We start from the raw sequence: 17,031 nt of genomic DNA on the forward strand, positions 1-17,031 counted from the left end.
GTTCGTCGACCCCCATTTGCGGTCATCCGAGGTGAGTGAGTACTCTCTCACCATGCAGACGTCGGGACGCGGCCGGCTCCTGGCCGAGGCGCTGAAGCTGTTCGCCGCCAAGGGGTACGCGGCGACCTCGGTGGCCGACATCCAGCGGGCGTCCGGCCTGGCGCCCGGTTCGGGCGCGCTGTACAAGCACTTCGGCTCCAAGCGCGAGCTGCTGGAGGCCGCGGTTGCCCACCGGATCGACAGCATCGTGGCGGCGCGGGAGCAGTTCGACGCCGGGGAGCCGGCCAGTGTCGAACAGGCGGTGCGCACCGCGGGCCGCCTGATCTGGGACAACCTGAAACAGAGCGAGGAATTGCTCAGGGTCATGCTGCGCGAGCCCGACGAGCTGGGCGATCTCGACGAGAAGACCTGGCAGGTCATCACCGACAACGCCTATCAGCGTTTCGCCGACGAGCTGGCCGCGTCCAATCGGTCCGGACGCACGCGCATCCCCGATCCCGAGGCGACCGCGGCGGCGGCGATCGGATCGTTGTCCTACGCCGCGACGCTGCAGGCGCTCACCGGGCGCTTGCCAGGGAATATCGATGAAAGCCGTTACTTCGAGGCGTGGGTCAACCAGACGTTGAGCGTCCTCGCGCAATACCGAAACCGTTAACTACCAACCGATTTCAGGAGTGAAGCCGTGACATTCTCACTGCAACTGAGCGACGACGTGATCGAGGTGCGCGACTGGGTGCACAAGTTCGCCGCCGACGTGATCCGCCCCGCCGCCTCGGAATGGGATGAGCGCGAAGAAACTCCCTGGCCGGTGATCCAGGAGGCGGCGAAAGTTGGTCTGTACTCCCCCGACTTCTTCGCGCAGCAGGCGGCCGAACCGACGGGCCTGGGCTTTCTCACCACATTCGAGGAAATGTTCTGGGGCGACGCCGGCATCGCGCTGTCCATCCTGGGCACCGGGCTGGCCGCAGCGGCGCTGGCGGGCAACGGAACTCCCGAGCAGCTGGGCCGCTTCCTGCCCGAGATGTTCGGCACCGCCGACGAACCCAAACTCGGGGCGTTCTGTTCGTCGGAGCCGGACGCGGGTTCGGACGTCGGCGCCATCCGCACCCGTGCGCGCTATGACGAGGCGACCGGCGAATGGGTCCTCAACGGCACCAAGACGTGGGCGACCAACGGCGGCATCGCCAACGTGCACATCGTGGTGGCTTCGGTCTATCCCGAACTCGGCACCCGCGGTCAGGCCACCTTCGTCATCCCGCCCGACACCCCCGGGCTGTCGCAGGGCCAGAAGTTCAAGAAGCACGGGATCCGGGCCTCGCACACCGCCGAGGTGGTGCTGGACAACGTGCGGCTCCCCGAGGACACGATTCTGGGCGGCCGCGAGAAGTTCGAGGAGCGCATCGCCCGGGTGAAGTCGGGCGCCTCGTCGCGCGGACAGGCCGCGATGAAGACCTTCGAGCGGACGCGGCCCACCGTCGGCGCGATGGCCGTCGGCGTGGCGCGGGCCGCCTACGAATACGCCCTCGACTATGCCTGCCAGCGCGAGCAATTCGGCCGCAAGATCGGCGAATTCCAGGCCATCGCGTTCAAGCTGGCCGACATGAAGAGCCGCATCGACGCGGCACGCATGTTGGTGTGGCGCGCCGGCTGGATGGCCCGCAACAACCAGAGCTTCGACTCCGCGGAGGGCTCGATGGCCAAGCTGGTCGCCAGCGAGACGGCGGTCTACGTCACCGACGAGGCCATTCAGATCTTGGGCGGCAACGGCTACACCCGTGACTATCCGGTGGAGCGGATGCACCGCGACGCCAAGATCTTCACCATCTTCGAGGGCACGAGCGAGATTCAGCGCCTGGTGATTTCGCGGGCGCTGACCGGCCTGCAGATTCGTTAGCCACCGCGCCGGAGCCGCCGCCGGCGGCGCACGACATGATGGCGGCATGACGACCGACATCCGCATCCTCGACAGCGAGGACGACCTGATCGCCGCGGGCAACGTGTTCCGCGCCGCGATGGTCGGGTTCCCGCCGCTGTCGAACCTGGCGCCCGGCCAGATCAGCACGCTGCTCGAAGCCGGCCGCACGGTCGGGGCCTTCGCCGGCGGCCGGCTGGTCGGCACGGCCGACGCCGTGACGAGCGGGCTCACGCTGCCCGGCGGAGCCGTCGTCGGGCATGCCGCCGTGACCCGCATCGGGGTGCTCCCGTCGTTCACCCGCAAAGGCATCGCCACCGAGCTGATCCGCCATCAGCTGCACGACATCGCCGCGCGGGGCGAGGTGGTCGCGACGCTGCGCGCGTCGGAGGCCACGATCTACGGGCGGTTCGGCTACGGCGTGGCGAGTTCGTCGCAGACGCTGGAGGTCCAGACGGCGCGGGCAACGCTGCGGCCCGGGGTGGGAACCGGCGGCCCGGTGCGACTACTGGACGTCGGTGAGGCGTGGGACGTCCTGCCGCGGATCTACGCCACACACCGCCCGTCCCGCCCGGGAACCATCGACCGCCCGCAGGTGTGGTGGCAGAGCCTCCGGATGCGCACCGAATCCTCGCCGGGCCCTTCGTATGTCGCTGTGTGCGGCGATCCCGGCTCCGAGTCGGGCTTCGCCCGCTACCGCCCGCTCGACACCGAGGCGTGGTTCGTCAGCGACCAGCGCACCATCGCGGTCGAGGACTTCTTCGCGCCCACCCCCGACGCCTACCTCGGGCTGCTGCGCTTCCTGCTCGGGCTCGATCTCATCGACCGCGTGGTGTTTTGGATGCTGCCCGTCGACGATCCGCTGCCCTGGTTGCTCATCGATCGGCGCGCCGTGCGGGTGACCGCGGTGCGTGACGAAACGTGGCTTCGCGTCATCGACGCCGAAGCGGCGCTGGCCGGGCGCCGATACGCCGGCGACGAGATGGTGACCGTCGCGGTGGATGACCCTCTGCTGCCGCGTAATTCGGCCCGCTTCGCGGTGACGGCTGGCGGCGCAGAACCGACGGACCGACCTGCCCGCCTGCACGCCGGCGTCGAGGGCCTCGCAGCCGTTCTGCTCGGGGGCACCACCTGGCGCAGTCTCGCGGCGGCCGGACTTGTCCGGACCGACGATCCGGCGGCGCTGGCGATCGCCGACCGGTTGTTCGCCGTGGCCGACGCGCCGCACGCGGGATTCTTTTTCTGAGCGCGGGGGGACCAACGTGATCGTGATCGTAGGCGCGGGGATATGCGGGCTCGCGACCGCCTACGAGCTGTCGCGGCGCGGCCGGGACGCCGTGGTGTTCGAGCGTGGCGAACCGTTCGGCGAGCAATCCGCCGGGCTGGCAAGGATTTTCCGCATCGCGCATCGGCGCACGATGCTGTGCACGCTCGCGCTGCGGGCTCGCGATGGCTGGCGGCGTTGGGAATCCGAGTTGGGCGCCGGGCGCCTGCTCGGCACGGAGGGCTTCATCGCCGCAGGCGCCGGCGATGACATCGTCGCGGCGATGGACGAAGCCGGCGCCCCCTTCTCGTGGCTTGACCGATCCGAGATCGCCTCGCGCATACCGTTTGTGGCGGCGCCCTGGGACGGCGGGGTGTTCGATCCGCTGGGCGGCAGCCTGCGTATCCGCCGGGCGCTCGTCGCCCTGGCCCGGCGCGTCGTCGTCAAGCGCGGCGAGGTGGTGCGGGTGTCCGACGACGGCGAGACGACGCTTGCGGACGGCACCGTCGTGCAGGCGGACCGCGTCCTGGTTTGCGCCGGAGTGCAGACCCCGGTGCTGTTCGGCCCGCTCGGGTTCGAATTCGCCCCACACACCCGGTTCACCTACGAGGGCGCCGACGCGACCGGCACGGCCTGCTTGTCGGCGCCCGAGGGCTACGGATTGCCGCTCGGCAGCACCGGCCGCTGGGCGTTCGGGCAGGAGGAGCCGGACCCCGCCACCGTGCGCGCGCTGTTCCCGACGCTCTCGCCGGTGGGCCGGGTGGACTGCGTGACGGTTCGCGCCCCGTGGCTCGACCCGGGCGGCGACGGCTGGACCATTGCACGGCGCGGCCGCGTCGTCGCGTTCGCCGGTAGCAACCTGATGAAGTTCGGGCCGCTGCTGGGCGAGCTGCTCGCACGGGCGGTGCTGCAAGATGCGCTGCCCGACGAGCTGGTTCTCACGTGAACAACCTCCGGATTCACTTCAGCGAGTAGCGAATCGGAAGGTGCTTGAGGCCACCGACGAAAGTGGTGGCCATCAGCTCCGGCGCACCGGCCAGCTCGATCGACTTGATGCGGGGGACCAGCTCGGAGAAGAAGCTGTTGATCTCCATCCGCGCCAGGGCGGCGCCCAGGCAGAAATGCACCCCGTAGCCGAACGACAGGTGCTTGTTGGGATCGCGGCCGACGTCGAACCGGAACGGGTCGGTGAACACGTCCTCGTCCCGGTTGGCCGAAACATAGGACAGCAGAACCGATTCGCCCTTCGCGACCGGCACCCCGCGCACCTCGGTGTCGGCCTGCGCGGTGCGCATGAACTCCTTGACCGGCACCACCCAGCGGATCATCTCCTCGACCGCGGTGCCCATCAGGCCCATGTCCTGTTGCAGCCGCGCCAGCTCACCGGGGCTCTCCAGCAGCGCCAGCATGCCACCGGCGATCCCGGCGCTGGTGGTGTCGTGGCCCGCGCTGGCCACGATCACGTAGTAGGACGCGGTATCCATGTCCGACAACGGCTCACCGTCGATCCTGGCGTTGGCGATCGCCGAGGCCAGATCCTCGGTCGGATGCTCGCGGCGCGACGCGGTCAGCGCGGCGAAGTAGTTGAAGAAGTCCAGCAGCACGGCCAGGATGTCCTCGGTGGAGTTGCCCCGCTGGAACTCGGTGTCGTCACCGCCGAACATCTCCTGGGTGAGCTTGAGCATTCGCGGGAAGTCGGACTCCGGCAACCCCAGTAGCGACAGGATCACATAGAGCGGGTAGTTGACGGCGACCTCCTGGACGAAGTCGCACTCGGGCCCCTTCTGGACCATCTTGTCGACGTAGATCTTGGCCAGCTCGTCGACGCGACACTTCAAGTCCCGCATCACCTTCGGCCTGAACCAGTCGGCGCCGATCTTTCGCATGTCGCGGTGGTGGGGGTCATCCATGTGGATCAGCGTGCGCAGGCCGATGCCGGCGTCCATCTGGGCGCGCAGCACGTCCTCGCCCTCGGAGACCATCAACAGCGGCCGCGGATAGTTGGTGAACAAGTCGTTCTGCCGCTCGATGTCCATGATGTCGGCGTGCTTGGTGATCGCCCAGAACGGCTTGTAACCCTCGACATCGACCCAGGAGACCGGGGCGTGGGCGCGGAGATGGGCCAGCGCCCGGTGTAGCCGCGTCTCGTCGGCGTAGGCCGATGGATCCGCCAGAAGCCGTGCGGCCTCGTCCATGATCCGGGTGCTCATACGGTTCTCCTCGGGTGCGGTTGCCGATCCAGGGGTGTCGGCCTCTCCGAACTGGAGATGATCGCCGCGCGGGTTGATGTTCGTCTTTCGCGGGCCCGGCAGTCAACACCGCACCTGAGGGTGCTCCGAAGTTGGCTGCGAGTTGGGAAGGCTTCCCTTCCCGCGGTGTGCCAGGCAGAAAGCGCACGGAGTTAGGGACGTTTGGCCCTAGGTTCGCCGACCGCCGCCTCGGATACTTGGACGGCCAGTTTGCCAGGCCCTTGGGAGGTAGCACGTGACCGCTGAAGCGCCGCCGGCCGCCCACCTCGAAGCTCGCCGGCCGTTTCCGGCGCGCACGGGCCCCAAGGGCAGCCTGCTCTACAAGCTGATCACCACGACCGATCACAAGATGATCGGCATCATGTATTGCGTCGCGTGCTTCATCTTCTTCTTCATCGGCGGCCTGCTGGCGCTGTTGATGCGGACCGAGTTGGCCGCCCCCGGCCTGCAATTCTTGTCGAATGAGCAGTACAACCAGCTGTTCACCATGCACGGCGGCATCATGCTGCTGTTCTACGCCACGCCGATCGTATTCGGCTTCGCCAACCTGGTGCTGCCGCTGCAGATCGGCGCCCCCGACGTGGCGTTCCCGCGGCTGAATGCCCTCTCATTCTGGCTGTTTCTGTTCGGCGGGCTCATCGTGGCGTCCGGGTTCATCACCCCGGGCGGGGCCGCGGACTTCGGCTGGACCTTCTACACCCCGCTGAGCGACGCGGTCCACTCACCTGGGGCCGGTGGCGACCTGTGGATCACGGGCATCATCGTCGCCGGGCTGGGAACCATCCTGGGCGCGGTCAACATGATCACCACCGTCGTCTGCATGCGCGCCCCCGGCATGACGATGTTCCGGATGCCGATCTTCACCTGGAACATCCTGGTCACCAGTGTGCTTGTCCTGATTGTCTTTCCGTTGCTGACCGCCGCGCTGTTCGGTCTGGCAGCCGACCGCCACCTCGGCGCGCACGTCTACGACGCGGCCAACGGCGGCGTGATCCTGTTTCAGCACCTGTTCTGGTTCTTCGGCCACCCCGAGGTCTACGTCATCGCGCTGCCGTTCTTCGGCATCGTCAGCGAGATCATCCCGGTGTTCTCCCGCAAGCCGATCTTCGGTTACACCACGCTGGTGTACGCGACGCTGGCGATCGCCGCGCTCTCGGTCGCGGTATGGGCCCACCACATGTACGCCACCGGAGCCGTTCTCCTGCCGTTCTTTTCGTTCATGACGTATCTGATCGCGGTGCCCACCGGGATCAAGTTCTTCAACTGGATAGGCACGATGTGGAAGGGCCAGCTGACCTTCGAGACGCCGATGCTGTTCACGCTCGGCTTCATGGTCACCTTCCTGCTCGGCGGCCTGACCGGCGTGCTGCTGGCCAGCCCGCCGCTGGACTTCCACATCAGCGATACCTATTTCGTGGTCGCGCACTTCCACTACACGCTGTTCGGCACCATCGTGTTCGCCACTTATGCGGGCATCTACTTCTGGTTCCCGAAGATGACCGGCCGGCTGCTGGACGAGCGGCTGGGCAAGCTGCACTTCTGGTTGACCCTCATCGGTTTCCACACCACGTTCCTGGTGCAGCACTGGCTGGGCGACATGGGCATGCCGCGCCGCTACGCCGACTACCTGCCCACCGACGGGTTCCAGACCCTCAACGCGGTGTCCACCACCGGGGCGTTCATTCTCGGTGTTTCGGTGCTGCCGTTCGTATGGAACGTGTTCAAGAGCTGGCGGTTCGGCGAACCGGTGCTGGTCGACGACCCGTGGGGCCACGGCAACTCGCTGGAATGGGCGACCAGCTGCCCACCGCCGCGGCACAACTTCACCGAGCTGCCCCGGATCCGTTCCGAGCGGCCGGCTTTCGAGTTGCACTACCCGCACATGGTCGAACGGATGCGCGCCGAAGCGCACGCCGGCCGCCGGCGACACGAGACCGTGCCTGCGGAAGCGGAGCCGGTGCCGCCGCTGTAGACGCATCGGCGGGATGGCGGCGCGGGCAACGCCGAAACACAAGCGCACCAAGGGTATCCAGGCCGCGTTCCGCGCTTGTCATACCGCGCCGGCCGATACTCGGCCCGGGTAGTGGCTACCGGGCCGTCAGCCGTGGGGAGCCTCGGAGATCTTGGAGTCCGGCTTGCCCAGCGTCTGGCACCACGTCGTGGCCGACAACCGCGTTGCGGAGATCTCCACGCCGGTGGGGTCAGCGCCGCTCTTGTCCTTGAGCATCTTGCTGACCTCATCGTTCTGCTTCTTTTCGTCCTGCGTGGTGAAGTCTTTGCACTTGGTGTCGCCGCCGGTGTTGATCACCTGTGAGGCAGAACACGCGCCGGAGCACAGCGCGGCGAGCGCAATCGTGGCCGCCGCGATTTGCTTCATCATTTGCCCTCCTGGTGTCGCAGTGCGGTATCTGTACACCAAACCGGCTCATTTCAAACCTCACTTGCGCTTTGCACCGGCAACCGGCGCGTTTGCAGGGCGGAGAGGCAGCGGGTGCAGGGGGTGCATTGTGCCGCTCGGCGGGAATAACTCCGTAGGCCGCCGTGTCCAATACCTTTCGTCGCCCGCCCGCGCTCGTAGAACCCAGGGGAGGAAGCCCGTGCTCTCGTCGAAAGCGCCGACCGGTCCGGCAAGCCGACCGCGCTCGGCGTCGATGACGCCGGCCCAGGCCGCGGGCGTACGTGCGACGTTCGCCGGCGTCTTGGCGCTGTTGCTGGCAACGGGTTGGGTCGCGAATCACTTCGTCGCGTTGATGCCGTTGATCAGCGTCCGGCAACACCTCGACGCGGCCCGGCTCGACGCGATCTTCGCGATTTACGCGCTGGGGTTGTTGCCCGGACTGCTGGTCGGCGGGCGGGTGTCCGACGCGCTCGGCCGCCGGGCGGTGGCGCTGGCGGGCGCGACGGCCGCCCTGATCGGGACGTTGGCGATGCTGCTCTCGCAGCACCCCGACGTGCTCCTGGTGGGCCGGCTGGTCGTGGGAATCGGCGTGGGTCTCTTGATGAGTTCCTGCACCGCGTGGGCCTCCGATTTGAAGGGCCCGGCGGGGGCGGCCGCCGCCGGAGCGGTGCTGCTCGCGGGCTTCGCCATCGGGCCGTTCGCCGCCGGTCTGATCGCGCTGGCCGGCCAATCCGGCATCCGGTGGTCGTTCGGGCTGGCCGCCGTCCTCGTCGTGGCGGCGATGTTTTTCTCGGTCGTGGCGGTGCGCCGCGGAAGCGCATCCGGACCGGCAACGGCGCATGACTGGGAGCCGTCGGCCGCGGCGCCACAGGGAACCGCCCGGGCGCTGAGTTGGGCCTTGCCGTTGGCACCCTGGGTGTTCGCCTCGGCGACGCTGGGATTCATCACGATCCCCGGCCGGGTGCACACCGGTCTGGCGGCGCCGTTGGCGGCGGGCACCGCGACGCTGATAGTCAACGGCGTGAGCGGGCTCATCCAGATCGCTGGACGCGCGCTTCGCTGGGGGCCGCACGCCGGTACCGCGGGCGCGGCGCTGGCCGCGCTCGGTTACGCGGTGACCGCCGTGACCCCGCAGGCCATCTCACTGCCACTGGGCCTGGCGCTGTTCGTGGTGTTGGGATGCGCATCGGGCCTTTGTCTGCGCGAGGGCTTGATCGATCTCGAAGCCGCGGCGCCGCGACGCCTCCGCGGAGCGCTCGTCGGGGTGTTCTACGTGGTGACCTACATCGGCTTCGCCCTACCACTGATACTGACCACAGTCGGGTCTGTGGTCTCGGCGGTGGTCCTCTCCAGCATGTCGGCGCTCGCGCTGGTGACAGCGGTGACGCGGGCCGTGCGCCTGCGCCGAGACGATCACCGTCAGAACTGATTCAGGTCGTCAACTCCAACGCCGCCGCTATCCCCCGCTGTCGCATGGCACCGGCGGCCGGCGCCGGGGCGTTGCTGACAACGCTCAACCCGGCCAGACGACGCCACGAACGGATGGCGTTGCGCGTGACCGCCACGACAGGGGCCGCACCCGAACTGCCGATTGCCAGTCTGTGCGCGCGCAGGGCGTTGCCGGTGACGGCATCGAGCGTGTCCCAATCGTCGGTCTCGACGAACGCGGTCGACTGGTATGCGGCCCGGACGGCATACCGCTCGGCGCACACCGGGAGCGCCCTGCCGATCGCTCGCGCGGCCTGGGCAGCGCCGTCCCAGGCGGCTATCGGCGGTGTCTCGCCGGGGCTGAGCCGTTGACGCAGCTCGGCGATCGCCCAGATCGCCTCGGCCGCCGCGCCGTCGGCGTACCGGACGACGCCCCAGGGTGGGCTGATCAGCAGTTTGGTCACCCAAGCGTGAGTGACGGCGGCTGAGACCTCCGCGGTTCCGACCGTCAACCATCCCAGGTCGAGCACGGTAAGGCTGTCTTGCGGCGACAAATAGCCGTCAGGCCCGGCCAGCAGGTCGTTGCACTGCTGCACGAAGGATGCCAACGGGCGGGCCGAAGTCGCCGGGAAGTCGGTGACCTCCTCGTCGCCCTCGATGTATGAGATCGCGTTCATGGCGCACCCTCTACCCGATCCCCGCTGGTGTGATCCCCGGGCCAGTCGCAGGGGGTAGGTGATGCGGTCGAGGTCCATTTCGCTTGGTCCCTATGGGTTTTCGACAAGGCCGCCGCTGCGGGGTCGCTTCGGGCAGCGCGACGAAGACCAGTCTATGCCAACTGACATCCTCACTCGTCTCGACACGGCGGGGTTGCCGCCGGTCAACCCACACAGGTGGGTGTTATGCGCCGGTGGCGTCCACCGCGTCACCCGGGTACTGCTGGCCGACCAGCTCGTCCTGCCCGACCTCCGGGACGTTCCCCTCGCCATTGGCCACGCCGCGCTTGGCCGGCTTCTTCTTCGGCGTCTTCTGCGGTGCCGGCCCGTCCGCGCTCCCCGGGGCGCGGTGACCGTTGTGCGTCGTCAACCCGATGGACTCGCTGACCATCTCGATGGCTTTCTGCGTGTACACGCGATAGCCGAAATTCGGTAGATAACCGTGGATTTCGGGGGTATCGAGGTCACGCATGAACTGCAGGATCTCCCGGCTGAACACCTGTCCCGGAACCAGCACCGGGAATCCCGGCGGGTAGGGCGTGACATACGTCGCCGACACGACGTCGGTCCCGGCGTCGAGCCGCTCCATGATCTGCTCGCCCATCAGGTATTCGCAATTGGTGTCGTCGTAGGACAGGTAGAACGCGCGCCGGACATCCCCTTCGGGCGTCGGTTCGCTTCCGCCGTGGTCCAGGAAAGCCGGGTGAAAGCCGCTGAAATCGGGCAGCGGCAAGGACATTTCGGTAAGCCGGTAGACCGCGCGCGCGAAGTGCTCGCGCTCACCGAGACTCATCTCGGAGATGTTCTGGTCCAGCTCGCGGGCGATGTTGACGAGAACCTCCACCAGGAACGCGACGGAGCTGCGCGTGGTGCCGATGTTGGTCATGAAGAGCACGCTGTTGCGCGACGTCTTGTTGATCTGGATCCCGTAGCGGTCCATCAGCTGTTGGCGTTTGAACGTGTCGCCGTCGTAACCGGTAGGTCCGATGTACAGCGTGATTCGCGACGGATCGAGCACGAACTCGTCCTGATCCCAGGCCGCCATCATGTTGCGCAGGCCCGAGCGCAACGGCTGTGCGATGGCCGAAGGCCGGAACTCCTCCGGGATCAGATCCGAAGTGCGCAGGCACCTCATGTACTTGCTGAGCAGGGGGTGGTTGTCGATCGCGTCACGCAACTGCATCGCGTTCTCGATCTGCCGCTGCACCAGTTCGACCCCTTCCAGCGCCACCTGTCGGCGACCGAGGTCCAGCGACGCGAGGATCTGGTAGTTGGGCGAGGTCGAGGTGTGCGCCATGTAAGCCTCGTGGAACGGCTCCGCCACCTTCTGGTCGAAGTCCTGATCGAAGACATGGATCATCGACCCCTGCCGCAACGCCGTCAGCGTCTTGTGCGTCGACTGGGTGGCATACACCCGCACCCTGGCCTGCGCCGGGTCGGGAACGAGGCGGCGGTCCAGGAGGTCATCGTCGCCGCCCGGGTTGCCCGCCAGAGACTCCTCGAAGCGCTGTTTGTACTCGGGATCGGCCAGCCGCTCCCGCAACGCCCGCGCCGCGGCCATGGCCGTCCGCTGACGATAGACCGGGTGGAAGCGGGCGAACGCGAACCACGCCTCGTCCCACAGGAACACCAGGTCGGGCTTGATGGCCAGGCACTCCTCCATGACCCGATCGACGTCGTACACGATGCCGTCGAACGTGCAGTTGGTCAGTGACATCATCTTGACGCGGTCGAGTTTGCCGGCGCGCTTGAGCGCCAACAACTTCGACTTGATCTCGCGCAACGGCACCGCGCCGTACATCGAGTAGTCGTTGAGCGGATAGGCCTCGAGATAGACGACATTGGCGCCGGCGAGCATCATCCCGTAGTGGTGCGACTGGTGGCAGTTGCGGTCCAGGAGCACGATGTCGCCGGGCGCTACCAACGCCTGGGTGACGATCTTGTTCGCCGTCGACGTCCCGTTGGTGACGAAGTAGGTGTGGCGCGATCCGTACGCCTCGGCGGCGAGCTGTTGAGATTCGCGCAGTGGCCCGGTCGGCTCGAGCAGTGAGTCCAGGCCGCCGCACGTCGCCGACGTCTCGGCCATGAACACGTCCAGGCCGTAGAAGCCGACCATGTCGCGGATCCAGTGCGAGTTGACGATCGACTTGCCCTGCGAAATCGGCAGGGCGTGAAAGACGCCCGTGGGCCGGTGGCTGTACTGCTTGAGCGCGCTGAAGAACGGGGTGCGGTAGCGCGCCGCCACGCCCTGCAGGATCGACAGGTGCAGTTCCAGCATGCCTTCCCGCGCGTGAAAGACCCGGCGGAAATACTGGCCTAGCCGCCCGGCGATGTCCTCCACCTCGATTTCGGTCATCAGGTACAGGTCGAGTTCGGGCCGCAACTTGGCCAGGGAAACCGCGAGGATCTGAGCGCGTTCCTCGGGAGACTGGTGATCCGCCAACTCGTGCGACACGCCGGTGTCGACGAACTCCGCCAGCGCCGAGAGGTCCCGGGTCGATTGGTGCGAGAAGCGCCGGCGGATCACCACCGCCTGCAGGTTGACGTTGAGCCGCGCCGCGATCAGCGCCTCGTCGCCGCTGGACACCACCACGAGCTCGTAGACGAATTCGTCGTCGGGGCGCCGCCACTTGCGGACCTCGTTGCGCAGGGCCCGCTCCTGGTCTTCGGTCATCTTCTCGACGACGAGCACCTCGAAATAGGGGCGGTCGCGCTGCGTGGGCGGTTGATGTTCGACGAGCTGGCGCGGATCGGACGGAAACATGTCGAGATCGTCGGACCCGGCGTTCTCCACATCGCCCGAGCGGTACGACTCGGTGGTCAGCGCGCGATTGATCTGCACCAGGGCCTGCGCGAACTTGTCATAGCTGCCCCCGGCGAAAAGCCTTTGCACGCGCGCGAATTGCGGCGATCCGGGATAGGCCCAGTAGGGCTCGAGAGCGCTCAGGCGAGTGAGCAATTCCTGGCAGGTGTTGATGCACTTGGCTTTCAACTCGCCCTCGGTGGTGGGGCGCGTCAGACGATCGGCGGCCTCCTCCAACCGGCACCATGAGTCGCTGCGGACCTGCCACAGGCTGTTGTAAGCGCGCAAGTGTTCGGTCATGGCCGCCCTTCCTTGATTCGCGGCGACTCCTGGTCTGGGAGCGTCGGTCAAGGTTTGCAGACCCAACCCGCCCGCCGGTTGACCGCGGGCAAACAATGCGCGTCCGTCAGGTGACAGCGCGGCGAGACGCCGGTAACGGGCGTCTGTACGGGATCGCCGGTTTAGCCGCGCCGCTCACGGGTAGGCCCGGGGTGACGAACCAACGGACCAAGGAGGATTCCAGTGGCGACAGGCGAAACCGGCTTCGACGACGTGACTTTCGACCTCGTTTCGGTGCAGTACCACTCGCTGAAGGCCGGGCACGATTACGGGCAGTATGTGCGCGACGCGAAGAACGCGGGGCGCGACGACATCGCGTCGTTCTTCGAAGACGTGATGGCCGAGGATTCCAAGCGCGCGCAGCGGTGCCACGAGTTCCTGGTGCAGATGACCAAATAGCGGGTCCGGGCGCCGGGCGGGACTGCGCCGCGACCGGCTACCGTCGAGATCATGACTGACGTTTCCGGTAACGACCGAATCGACGACGTCGCGCCCGGCGACATCATCGCCGTCGACGACCAGCCGCGCAGAGTGGTATTCAAGAACTTCACCGATGGGCGCTACCGCGTAACCCTCGAGGGCGACGCGGGTGAAACCTTCGAGGTCGACCTGTCCCCCGGCACCACGGTCACCAGGTCGCTCGCCGCGAAGTGGGAATCGGCGCAGAGCCCGACGCGGCACACGCAATAGGACACGACTGCCCGGGATGTCAGTCCGCTGCGGGTGAGGGTGTGTCGACGCCGACGAGTTCGGCCAGTTGCGCCGCCGAGTAGTGGCCCGGCCCCAGCCCCTTGCGCACGGCGGTGCGCGCCGCGCGAGCCAGCGCCGCGTTGCGCGGCGCCGTCATGCCGTGCCGGTGGGCGATGCGGACGATCTCCCCGTTGAGGAAGTCGGTCTCGGTGTCACCGGTGTTGCGGCTGAAGGACTGCCAGGTGGAATTGCTCGGTCCCGCATTCCATCCGGGTACCGGCCGTATGGTCGGCCCGTCGGCCCGCGCCGCCGTCGAGGTGTCCAACGAGACGAATTCGATTCCCGCGCGCCGCAGCACGTCTTCGCCCTCCCTGCGGACCGCGGCCACCACCTCGCGTGCGTCGGCCGTCTCGGCGGTCAGGGCGCCGACGGCGTTGCCCAGGTTGCTCAGCAGCTTGTTGTACTTCCAGGGTGCGACGTCTTCGGGCAGTCGTATACGGATTCCCGCACCGCTCCACTGCCGGCTGAGGCGAGTCAGGAAGTCGGCGTCGTCCGGGGTGCTGAGCGCAGCCGGCCAGCGCGCGACATGGAACTGGCCGACCACCGGCCACGACCGCACGATCACCTCGCCCGGCTCCAGGTGCACCGCGGGCAGCCAGACACAGACGCCGAACACGCGACGGAAGTAGCGCAACGACTTCTCCTCGGCCGCAACCCCATTGAGCGCCGTCATCGCCGGCAGTCGCTCACCCGCGGTCCCGACCGCGCCATCCGAGCCGTGCACGGGCCGGTCCACCCATTCCTGCAGGGCGGCCTCGAGTTGCTGGGTCTTGGTGGCGAAGACCAGCACGTCGCGCTCGGTCAACCGCACGTCCTCGGGCCGGGACGCGGCCACCACCGGGGTGGTAAATGTCCCGTCGGGCGTCCTCAGCCTCAGACCCGCGTCGGCCAGCACCTCGGCGTGCCGGCCCCGGGCGATCAGCACCGTCGGAGCACCGACCCGCGTCAGCACGGCCCCCACAGTGCCGCCGATCGCGCCGGCACCGACGATCACATATCGGTGGCCGTTTCGAGCGGAGCCCACATGTTCCATGCCGCGCCTTTGTGTGGCCGAATGCCGTTGCAGGTCAAAGCCTGTCGAAGATGCTGTTGACGAGGTCGTCGCCGATGCCGATGCCCGCGCCGGTGACGATCGCCTGACCGAACCGTCCGCCGAGGAAGCGCTGCAACGCCCCGCCCCCGGCCGGGGCGGGCTGCTGGTACTGCGGTTGGTACGGGGCCTGGTATTGCGGCGGCTGGGCGTACTGGGCAGGGGGCGGGTAGTAGGGCGGTTCGGCCGCCGCGACGTGACCGTCGACCAGCGAATGAATCGCCTGGAGGAGCCCCGTGGTGGTGCTCTGCTCGTCGCGGATCGCCAGCGCGATCTCCTTGAGGTCCAGCCCCCATTCGCGGGCATTGGTGTCGCCCGCGGCCGCCGCGGTGGACAATTTTTCGGCCAGCGCCCGGATCAAGGCCGCGGTTTGTTGAGCCTGGTTCTGCAGCACGCCGAATTGGCGGTCGACGGTCTCGGTATCCACTGCCGCACTCCCTTTCCCTGACTGATTCCCCCAACGACTTCTACCACCGCAGCGGGGGCTGTTGCTGAGACCGGGCTTAATGATTTCGATGAGTCGTGCGCGGGTTGACTGGTCCCCCGCGCATGGCCACGATGGCATCAATGGCTGACATCACCGTCGCGATCCGTGGCGATCATGACTGGTTCCGCGAACAATTCGCGAAGCTGGACGCGCTGCGCGCGCAGGAACCGGTCAATTACCCGGCGATCGAGCGGGTGTGGCGTCCGCTCGCCGACAAGCTCGACGTACACGCCTACATCGAGGAGAAGATCTTCTACCCGCAGCTGCTGAAGCGCGGCGCCGACGATCCCGAGGGCGAGACGCTCGACGCCATCGGTGACCACAACGACATTCGGGACGGGGTGCGCGACGCCAACGCCGCGAATGTCGGCACCGAGGCATGGTGGGCGGCGGTTGACCGAACGCGATCGGCCAACGACGACCACATGAGTGAAGAGGAGCGCGAGGGATTGGCGGACTTCCGGCGCAATGCCCCGATCGGCCTCCGCGAAGCCCTGGGCCGGCAATACAGCGAGTTCATGGCCGAGCATCCCACCACCGAAGGATTGGCGATCGTCGACCGCGTTCCCCGGCGCTACGTCGAAACCGTGGAGGGCAAGCCGTCATCCCCGCGTACGGACTTTTCGCTTCGGATCGGCAGCCTGAAGGGTCAATGAGCCCGCCCGTTCCGGGCGCACCGGCGGATGATTGACTGCGATTGTGCGTAGGGAACCAGGGTTGGCGCGACGCTTCTTCGACCGGTTCGAGCCGGTGCACGCCGTGACGTACTTCGCGCCGGAAGCGCGGGCGGCGCTGGACGGGCTGGGCTACCGCGGTTTCTGGATGGGCTACTTCGCCGCGCGATCGGCGCCACTGGGCATGGTGCCGCGCGAGGTGGTGGCCGCGACCTTCTACAACTTCGCACCGGAGCGGGTCGCCAAGGCCCTCCCGGCCGCGTGGGAGATCGCCGGACCGGAGGCCGCGCTGCGGGCAAGGCGGGAATCCGCCGTGGCGGCGCTGCGCCGCTACGGCGTCGAGGCGGATGAAAATGTCTCTGTGGCGGCGGAATTGGCGGGCCGTGCGGCGCGCCGCGCGCCGCTCGACGGGCGACCGCTGTTCGCCGCGAACCTGGCGCTGCCCTGGCCGGAGGATCCGCTGGCCGCGTTGTGGCATGCGGCCACGCTGTTGCGCGAGCATCGTGGCGATGGCCACGTGGCCGTGCTGACCGCCGCCGGCGTCTCGGGCCGGGAATCCAACGTGCTGCATGCCGCGGCCGGCCGGGTCCAGCGTGACTACATCGCCCGCACGCGCGATTATGACGAGGCGGGGTGGCGGCAGCACGAGCAGCGGCTGGCCGAGCGGGGCTTGCTCACCGACGACGGCTCGCTCACCGAGGCCGGGCGCCGAGTGAAGGACGAGATCGAATCCGGCACGGACACCCTCGCCCTGTCGGCGCTCGACGCGCTCACCGACGACGAGGTCGAGAAGCTGTTCCAGGCGCTCACCCCGATCACCCGGGCGGTCATCGCGGGCGGCGACATCCCCGCCGCAACGCCGATGAGCCTGCGCCGCGACGACCTAGACGACGGCAGCGCGCATCTGGCCGGCGGGTAGCA

16 protein-coding genes are annotated in these 17,031 nt (G+C 67.8%); 10 read left to right on the plus strand and 6 right to left on the minus strand.

Annotated features, from left to right (window positions below; all coding sequences use genetic code 11):
- The first annotated feature begins 52 nt into the window (after positions 1-52).
- Genes A5705_RS18135 through A5705_RS18150 form a run of 4 tightly spaced genes read left to right on the plus strand, consistent with a single transcriptional unit; the run spans position 53 to position 4,122 of the window.
- Positions 53-655 carry a TetR/AcrR family transcriptional regulator gene (locus tag A5705_RS18135; protein WP_068279037.1) on the plus strand — a complete coding sequence of 201 codons (603 nt, stop codon included), beginning with the start codon at positions 53-55 and terminating at the stop codon, positions 653-655.
- A gap of 27 nt (positions 656-682) precedes the next feature.
- Entirely contained in the window at positions 683-1,894 is a 1,212-nt protein-coding gene (locus tag A5705_RS18140) for an acyl-CoA dehydrogenase family protein (protein ID WP_067875611.1), read from the plus strand.
- A gap of 46 nt (positions 1,895-1,940) precedes the next feature.
- Positions 1,941-3,158, plus strand: coding sequence for a GNAT family N-acetyltransferase (locus tag A5705_RS18145; RefSeq protein WP_068279039.1), 1,218 nt, complete (start codon positions 1,941-1,943; stop codon positions 3,156-3,158).
- 16 nt (positions 3,159-3,174) lie between these two features.
- Positions 3,175-4,122, plus strand: a complete 948-nt coding sequence (locus A5705_RS18150) for an FAD-binding oxidoreductase (protein ID WP_068279043.1) — start codon at positions 3,175-3,177, stop codon at positions 4,120-4,122.
- A 13-nt stretch (positions 4,123-4,135) separates the two neighbouring features.
- On the opposite strand, the gene A5705_RS18155 is transcribed toward A5705_RS18150, so the two are convergent.
- Entirely contained in the window at positions 4,136-5,386 is a 1,251-nt protein-coding gene (locus A5705_RS18155) for a cytochrome P450 (protein WP_068279050.1), read from the minus strand.
- Positions 5,387-5,660: 274 nt separating this feature from the next.
- On the opposite strand from A5705_RS18155, the gene ctaD reads away from it, so the two are divergent.
- The gene (ctaD, locus tag A5705_RS18160; protein ID WP_067875599.1) at positions 5,661-7,397 is read left to right on the plus strand and encodes a cytochrome c oxidase subunit I; all 1,737 of its coding nucleotides are present in this window, start codon (positions 5,661-5,663) and stop codon (positions 7,395-7,397) included.
- A gap of 126 nt (positions 7,398-7,523) precedes the next feature.
- On the opposite strand, the gene A5705_RS18165 is transcribed toward ctaD, so the two are convergent.
- A complete protein-coding gene (locus A5705_RS18165; protein ID WP_067875596.1) occupies positions 7,524-7,805 on the minus strand; it encodes a hypothetical protein in 282 nt (93 codons plus the stop codon).
- Positions 7,806-8,076: 271 nt separating this feature from the next.
- Here A5705_RS18165 and A5705_RS18170 point away from each other — a divergent pair, with 271 nt between their 5' ends.
- Complete coding sequence (locus tag A5705_RS18170; protein ID WP_067875593.1) at positions 8,077-9,252, plus strand: MFS transporter; 1,176 nt, start codon at positions 8,077-8,079, stop codon at positions 9,250-9,252.
- Position 9,253: 1 nt separating this feature from the next.
- Here the strand turns inward: A5705_RS18170 and A5705_RS18175 are convergent, their stop codons facing one another.
- Both A5705_RS18175 and A5705_RS18180 read right to left on the minus strand, forming a co-directional pair.
- Positions 9,254-9,928 (minus strand): hypothetical protein, encoded by a 675-nt coding sequence (locus tag A5705_RS18175; protein ID WP_067875590.1) that lies wholly within the window; start codon positions 9,926-9,928, stop codon positions 9,254-9,256.
- A 223-nt stretch (positions 9,929-10,151) separates the two neighbouring features.
- A complete protein-coding gene (locus A5705_RS18180; RefSeq protein ID WP_068279056.1) occupies positions 10,152-13,070 on the minus strand; it encodes an aminotransferase class I/II-fold pyridoxal phosphate-dependent enzyme in 2,919 nt (972 codons plus the stop codon).
- A 222-nt stretch (positions 13,071-13,292) separates the two neighbouring features.
- Between A5705_RS18180 and A5705_RS18185 the strand changes: the two genes are divergently transcribed.
- Entirely contained in the window at positions 13,293-13,508 is a 216-nt protein-coding gene (locus A5705_RS18185; RefSeq protein WP_067875584.1) for an acyl carrier protein, read from the plus strand.
- A 51-nt stretch (positions 13,509-13,559) separates the two neighbouring features.
- The gene (locus tag A5705_RS18190) at positions 13,560-13,799 is read left to right on the plus strand and encodes a hypothetical protein (RefSeq protein ID WP_068279059.1); all 240 of its coding nucleotides are present in this window, start codon (positions 13,560-13,562) and stop codon (positions 13,797-13,799) included.
- Positions 13,800-13,818: 19 nt separating this feature from the next.
- Here A5705_RS18190 and A5705_RS18195 read toward each other — a convergent pair whose 3' ends face one another.
- Entirely contained in the window at positions 13,819-14,892 is a 1,074-nt protein-coding gene (locus A5705_RS18195; RefSeq protein WP_068279063.1) for a ketopantoate reductase family protein, read from the minus strand.
- A gap of 34 nt (positions 14,893-14,926) precedes the next feature.
- Positions 14,927-15,376 carry a hypothetical protein gene (locus A5705_RS18200; protein WP_068279066.1) on the minus strand — a complete coding sequence of 150 codons (450 nt, stop codon included), beginning with the start codon at positions 15,374-15,376 and terminating at the stop codon, positions 14,927-14,929.
- Positions 15,377-15,516: 140 nt separating this feature from the next.
- On the opposite strand from A5705_RS18200, the gene A5705_RS18205 reads away from it, so the two are divergent.
- Positions 15,517-16,092, plus strand: coding sequence for a hemerythrin domain-containing protein (locus tag A5705_RS18205; protein WP_068279110.1), 576 nt, complete (start codon positions 15,517-15,519; stop codon positions 16,090-16,092).
- Positions 16,093-16,135: 43 nt separating this feature from the next.
- Positions 16,136-17,029: a hypothetical protein gene (locus A5705_RS18210; protein WP_068279068.1), complete on the plus strand. Its 894-nt coding sequence runs from the start codon at positions 16,136-16,138 to the stop codon at positions 17,027-17,029.
- The last annotated feature ends 2 nt before the right edge of the window (positions 17,030-17,031 follow it).

The sequence above is a fragment of the Mycobacterium sp. E787 genome (assembly GCF_001668725.1).
Taxonomy (GTDB): Bacteria; Actinomycetota; Actinomycetes; order Mycobacteriales; family Mycobacteriaceae; genus Mycobacterium.

Excerpts from the sequence above, each read along its gene's own strand:
- A5705_RS18135 (WP_068279037.1), top strand. The coding sequence starts at position 53 with ATGCAGACGTCGGGACGCGGCCGGCTCCTGGCCGAGGCGCTGAAGCTG.
- A5705_RS18165 (WP_067875596.1), bottom strand. The coding sequence starts at position 7,805 with ATGATGAAGCAAATCGCGGCGGCCACGATTGCGCTCGCCGCGCTGTGC.
- A5705_RS18190 (WP_068279059.1), top strand. The coding sequence starts at position 13,560 with ATGACTGACGTTTCCGGTAACGACCGAATCGACGACGTCGCGCCCGGC.
- A5705_RS18170 (WP_067875593.1), top strand. The coding sequence starts at position 8,077 with ATGACGCCGGCCCAGGCCGCGGGCGTACGTGCGACGTTCGCCGGCGTC.
- A5705_RS18195 (WP_068279063.1), bottom strand. The coding sequence starts at position 14,892 with ATGGAACATGTGGGCTCCGCTCGAAACGGCCACCGATATGTGATCGTC.
- A5705_RS18175 (WP_067875590.1), bottom strand. The coding sequence starts at position 9,928 with ATGAACGCGATCTCATACATCGAGGGCGACGAGGAGGTCACCGACTTC.
- A5705_RS18155 (WP_068279050.1), bottom strand. The coding sequence starts at position 5,386 with ATGAGCACCCGGATCATGGACGAGGCCGCACGGCTTCTGGCGGATCCA.
- A5705_RS18205 (WP_068279110.1), top strand. The coding sequence starts at position 15,517 with ATGGCTGACATCACCGTCGCGATCCGTGGCGATCATGACTGGTTCCGC.
- A5705_RS18180 (WP_068279056.1), bottom strand. The coding sequence starts at position 13,070 with ATGACCGAACACTTGCGCGCTTACAACAGCCTGTGGCAGGTCCGCAGC.
- A5705_RS18145 (WP_068279039.1), top strand. The coding sequence starts at position 1,941 with ATGACGACCGACATCCGCATCCTCGACAGCGAGGACGACCTGATCGCC.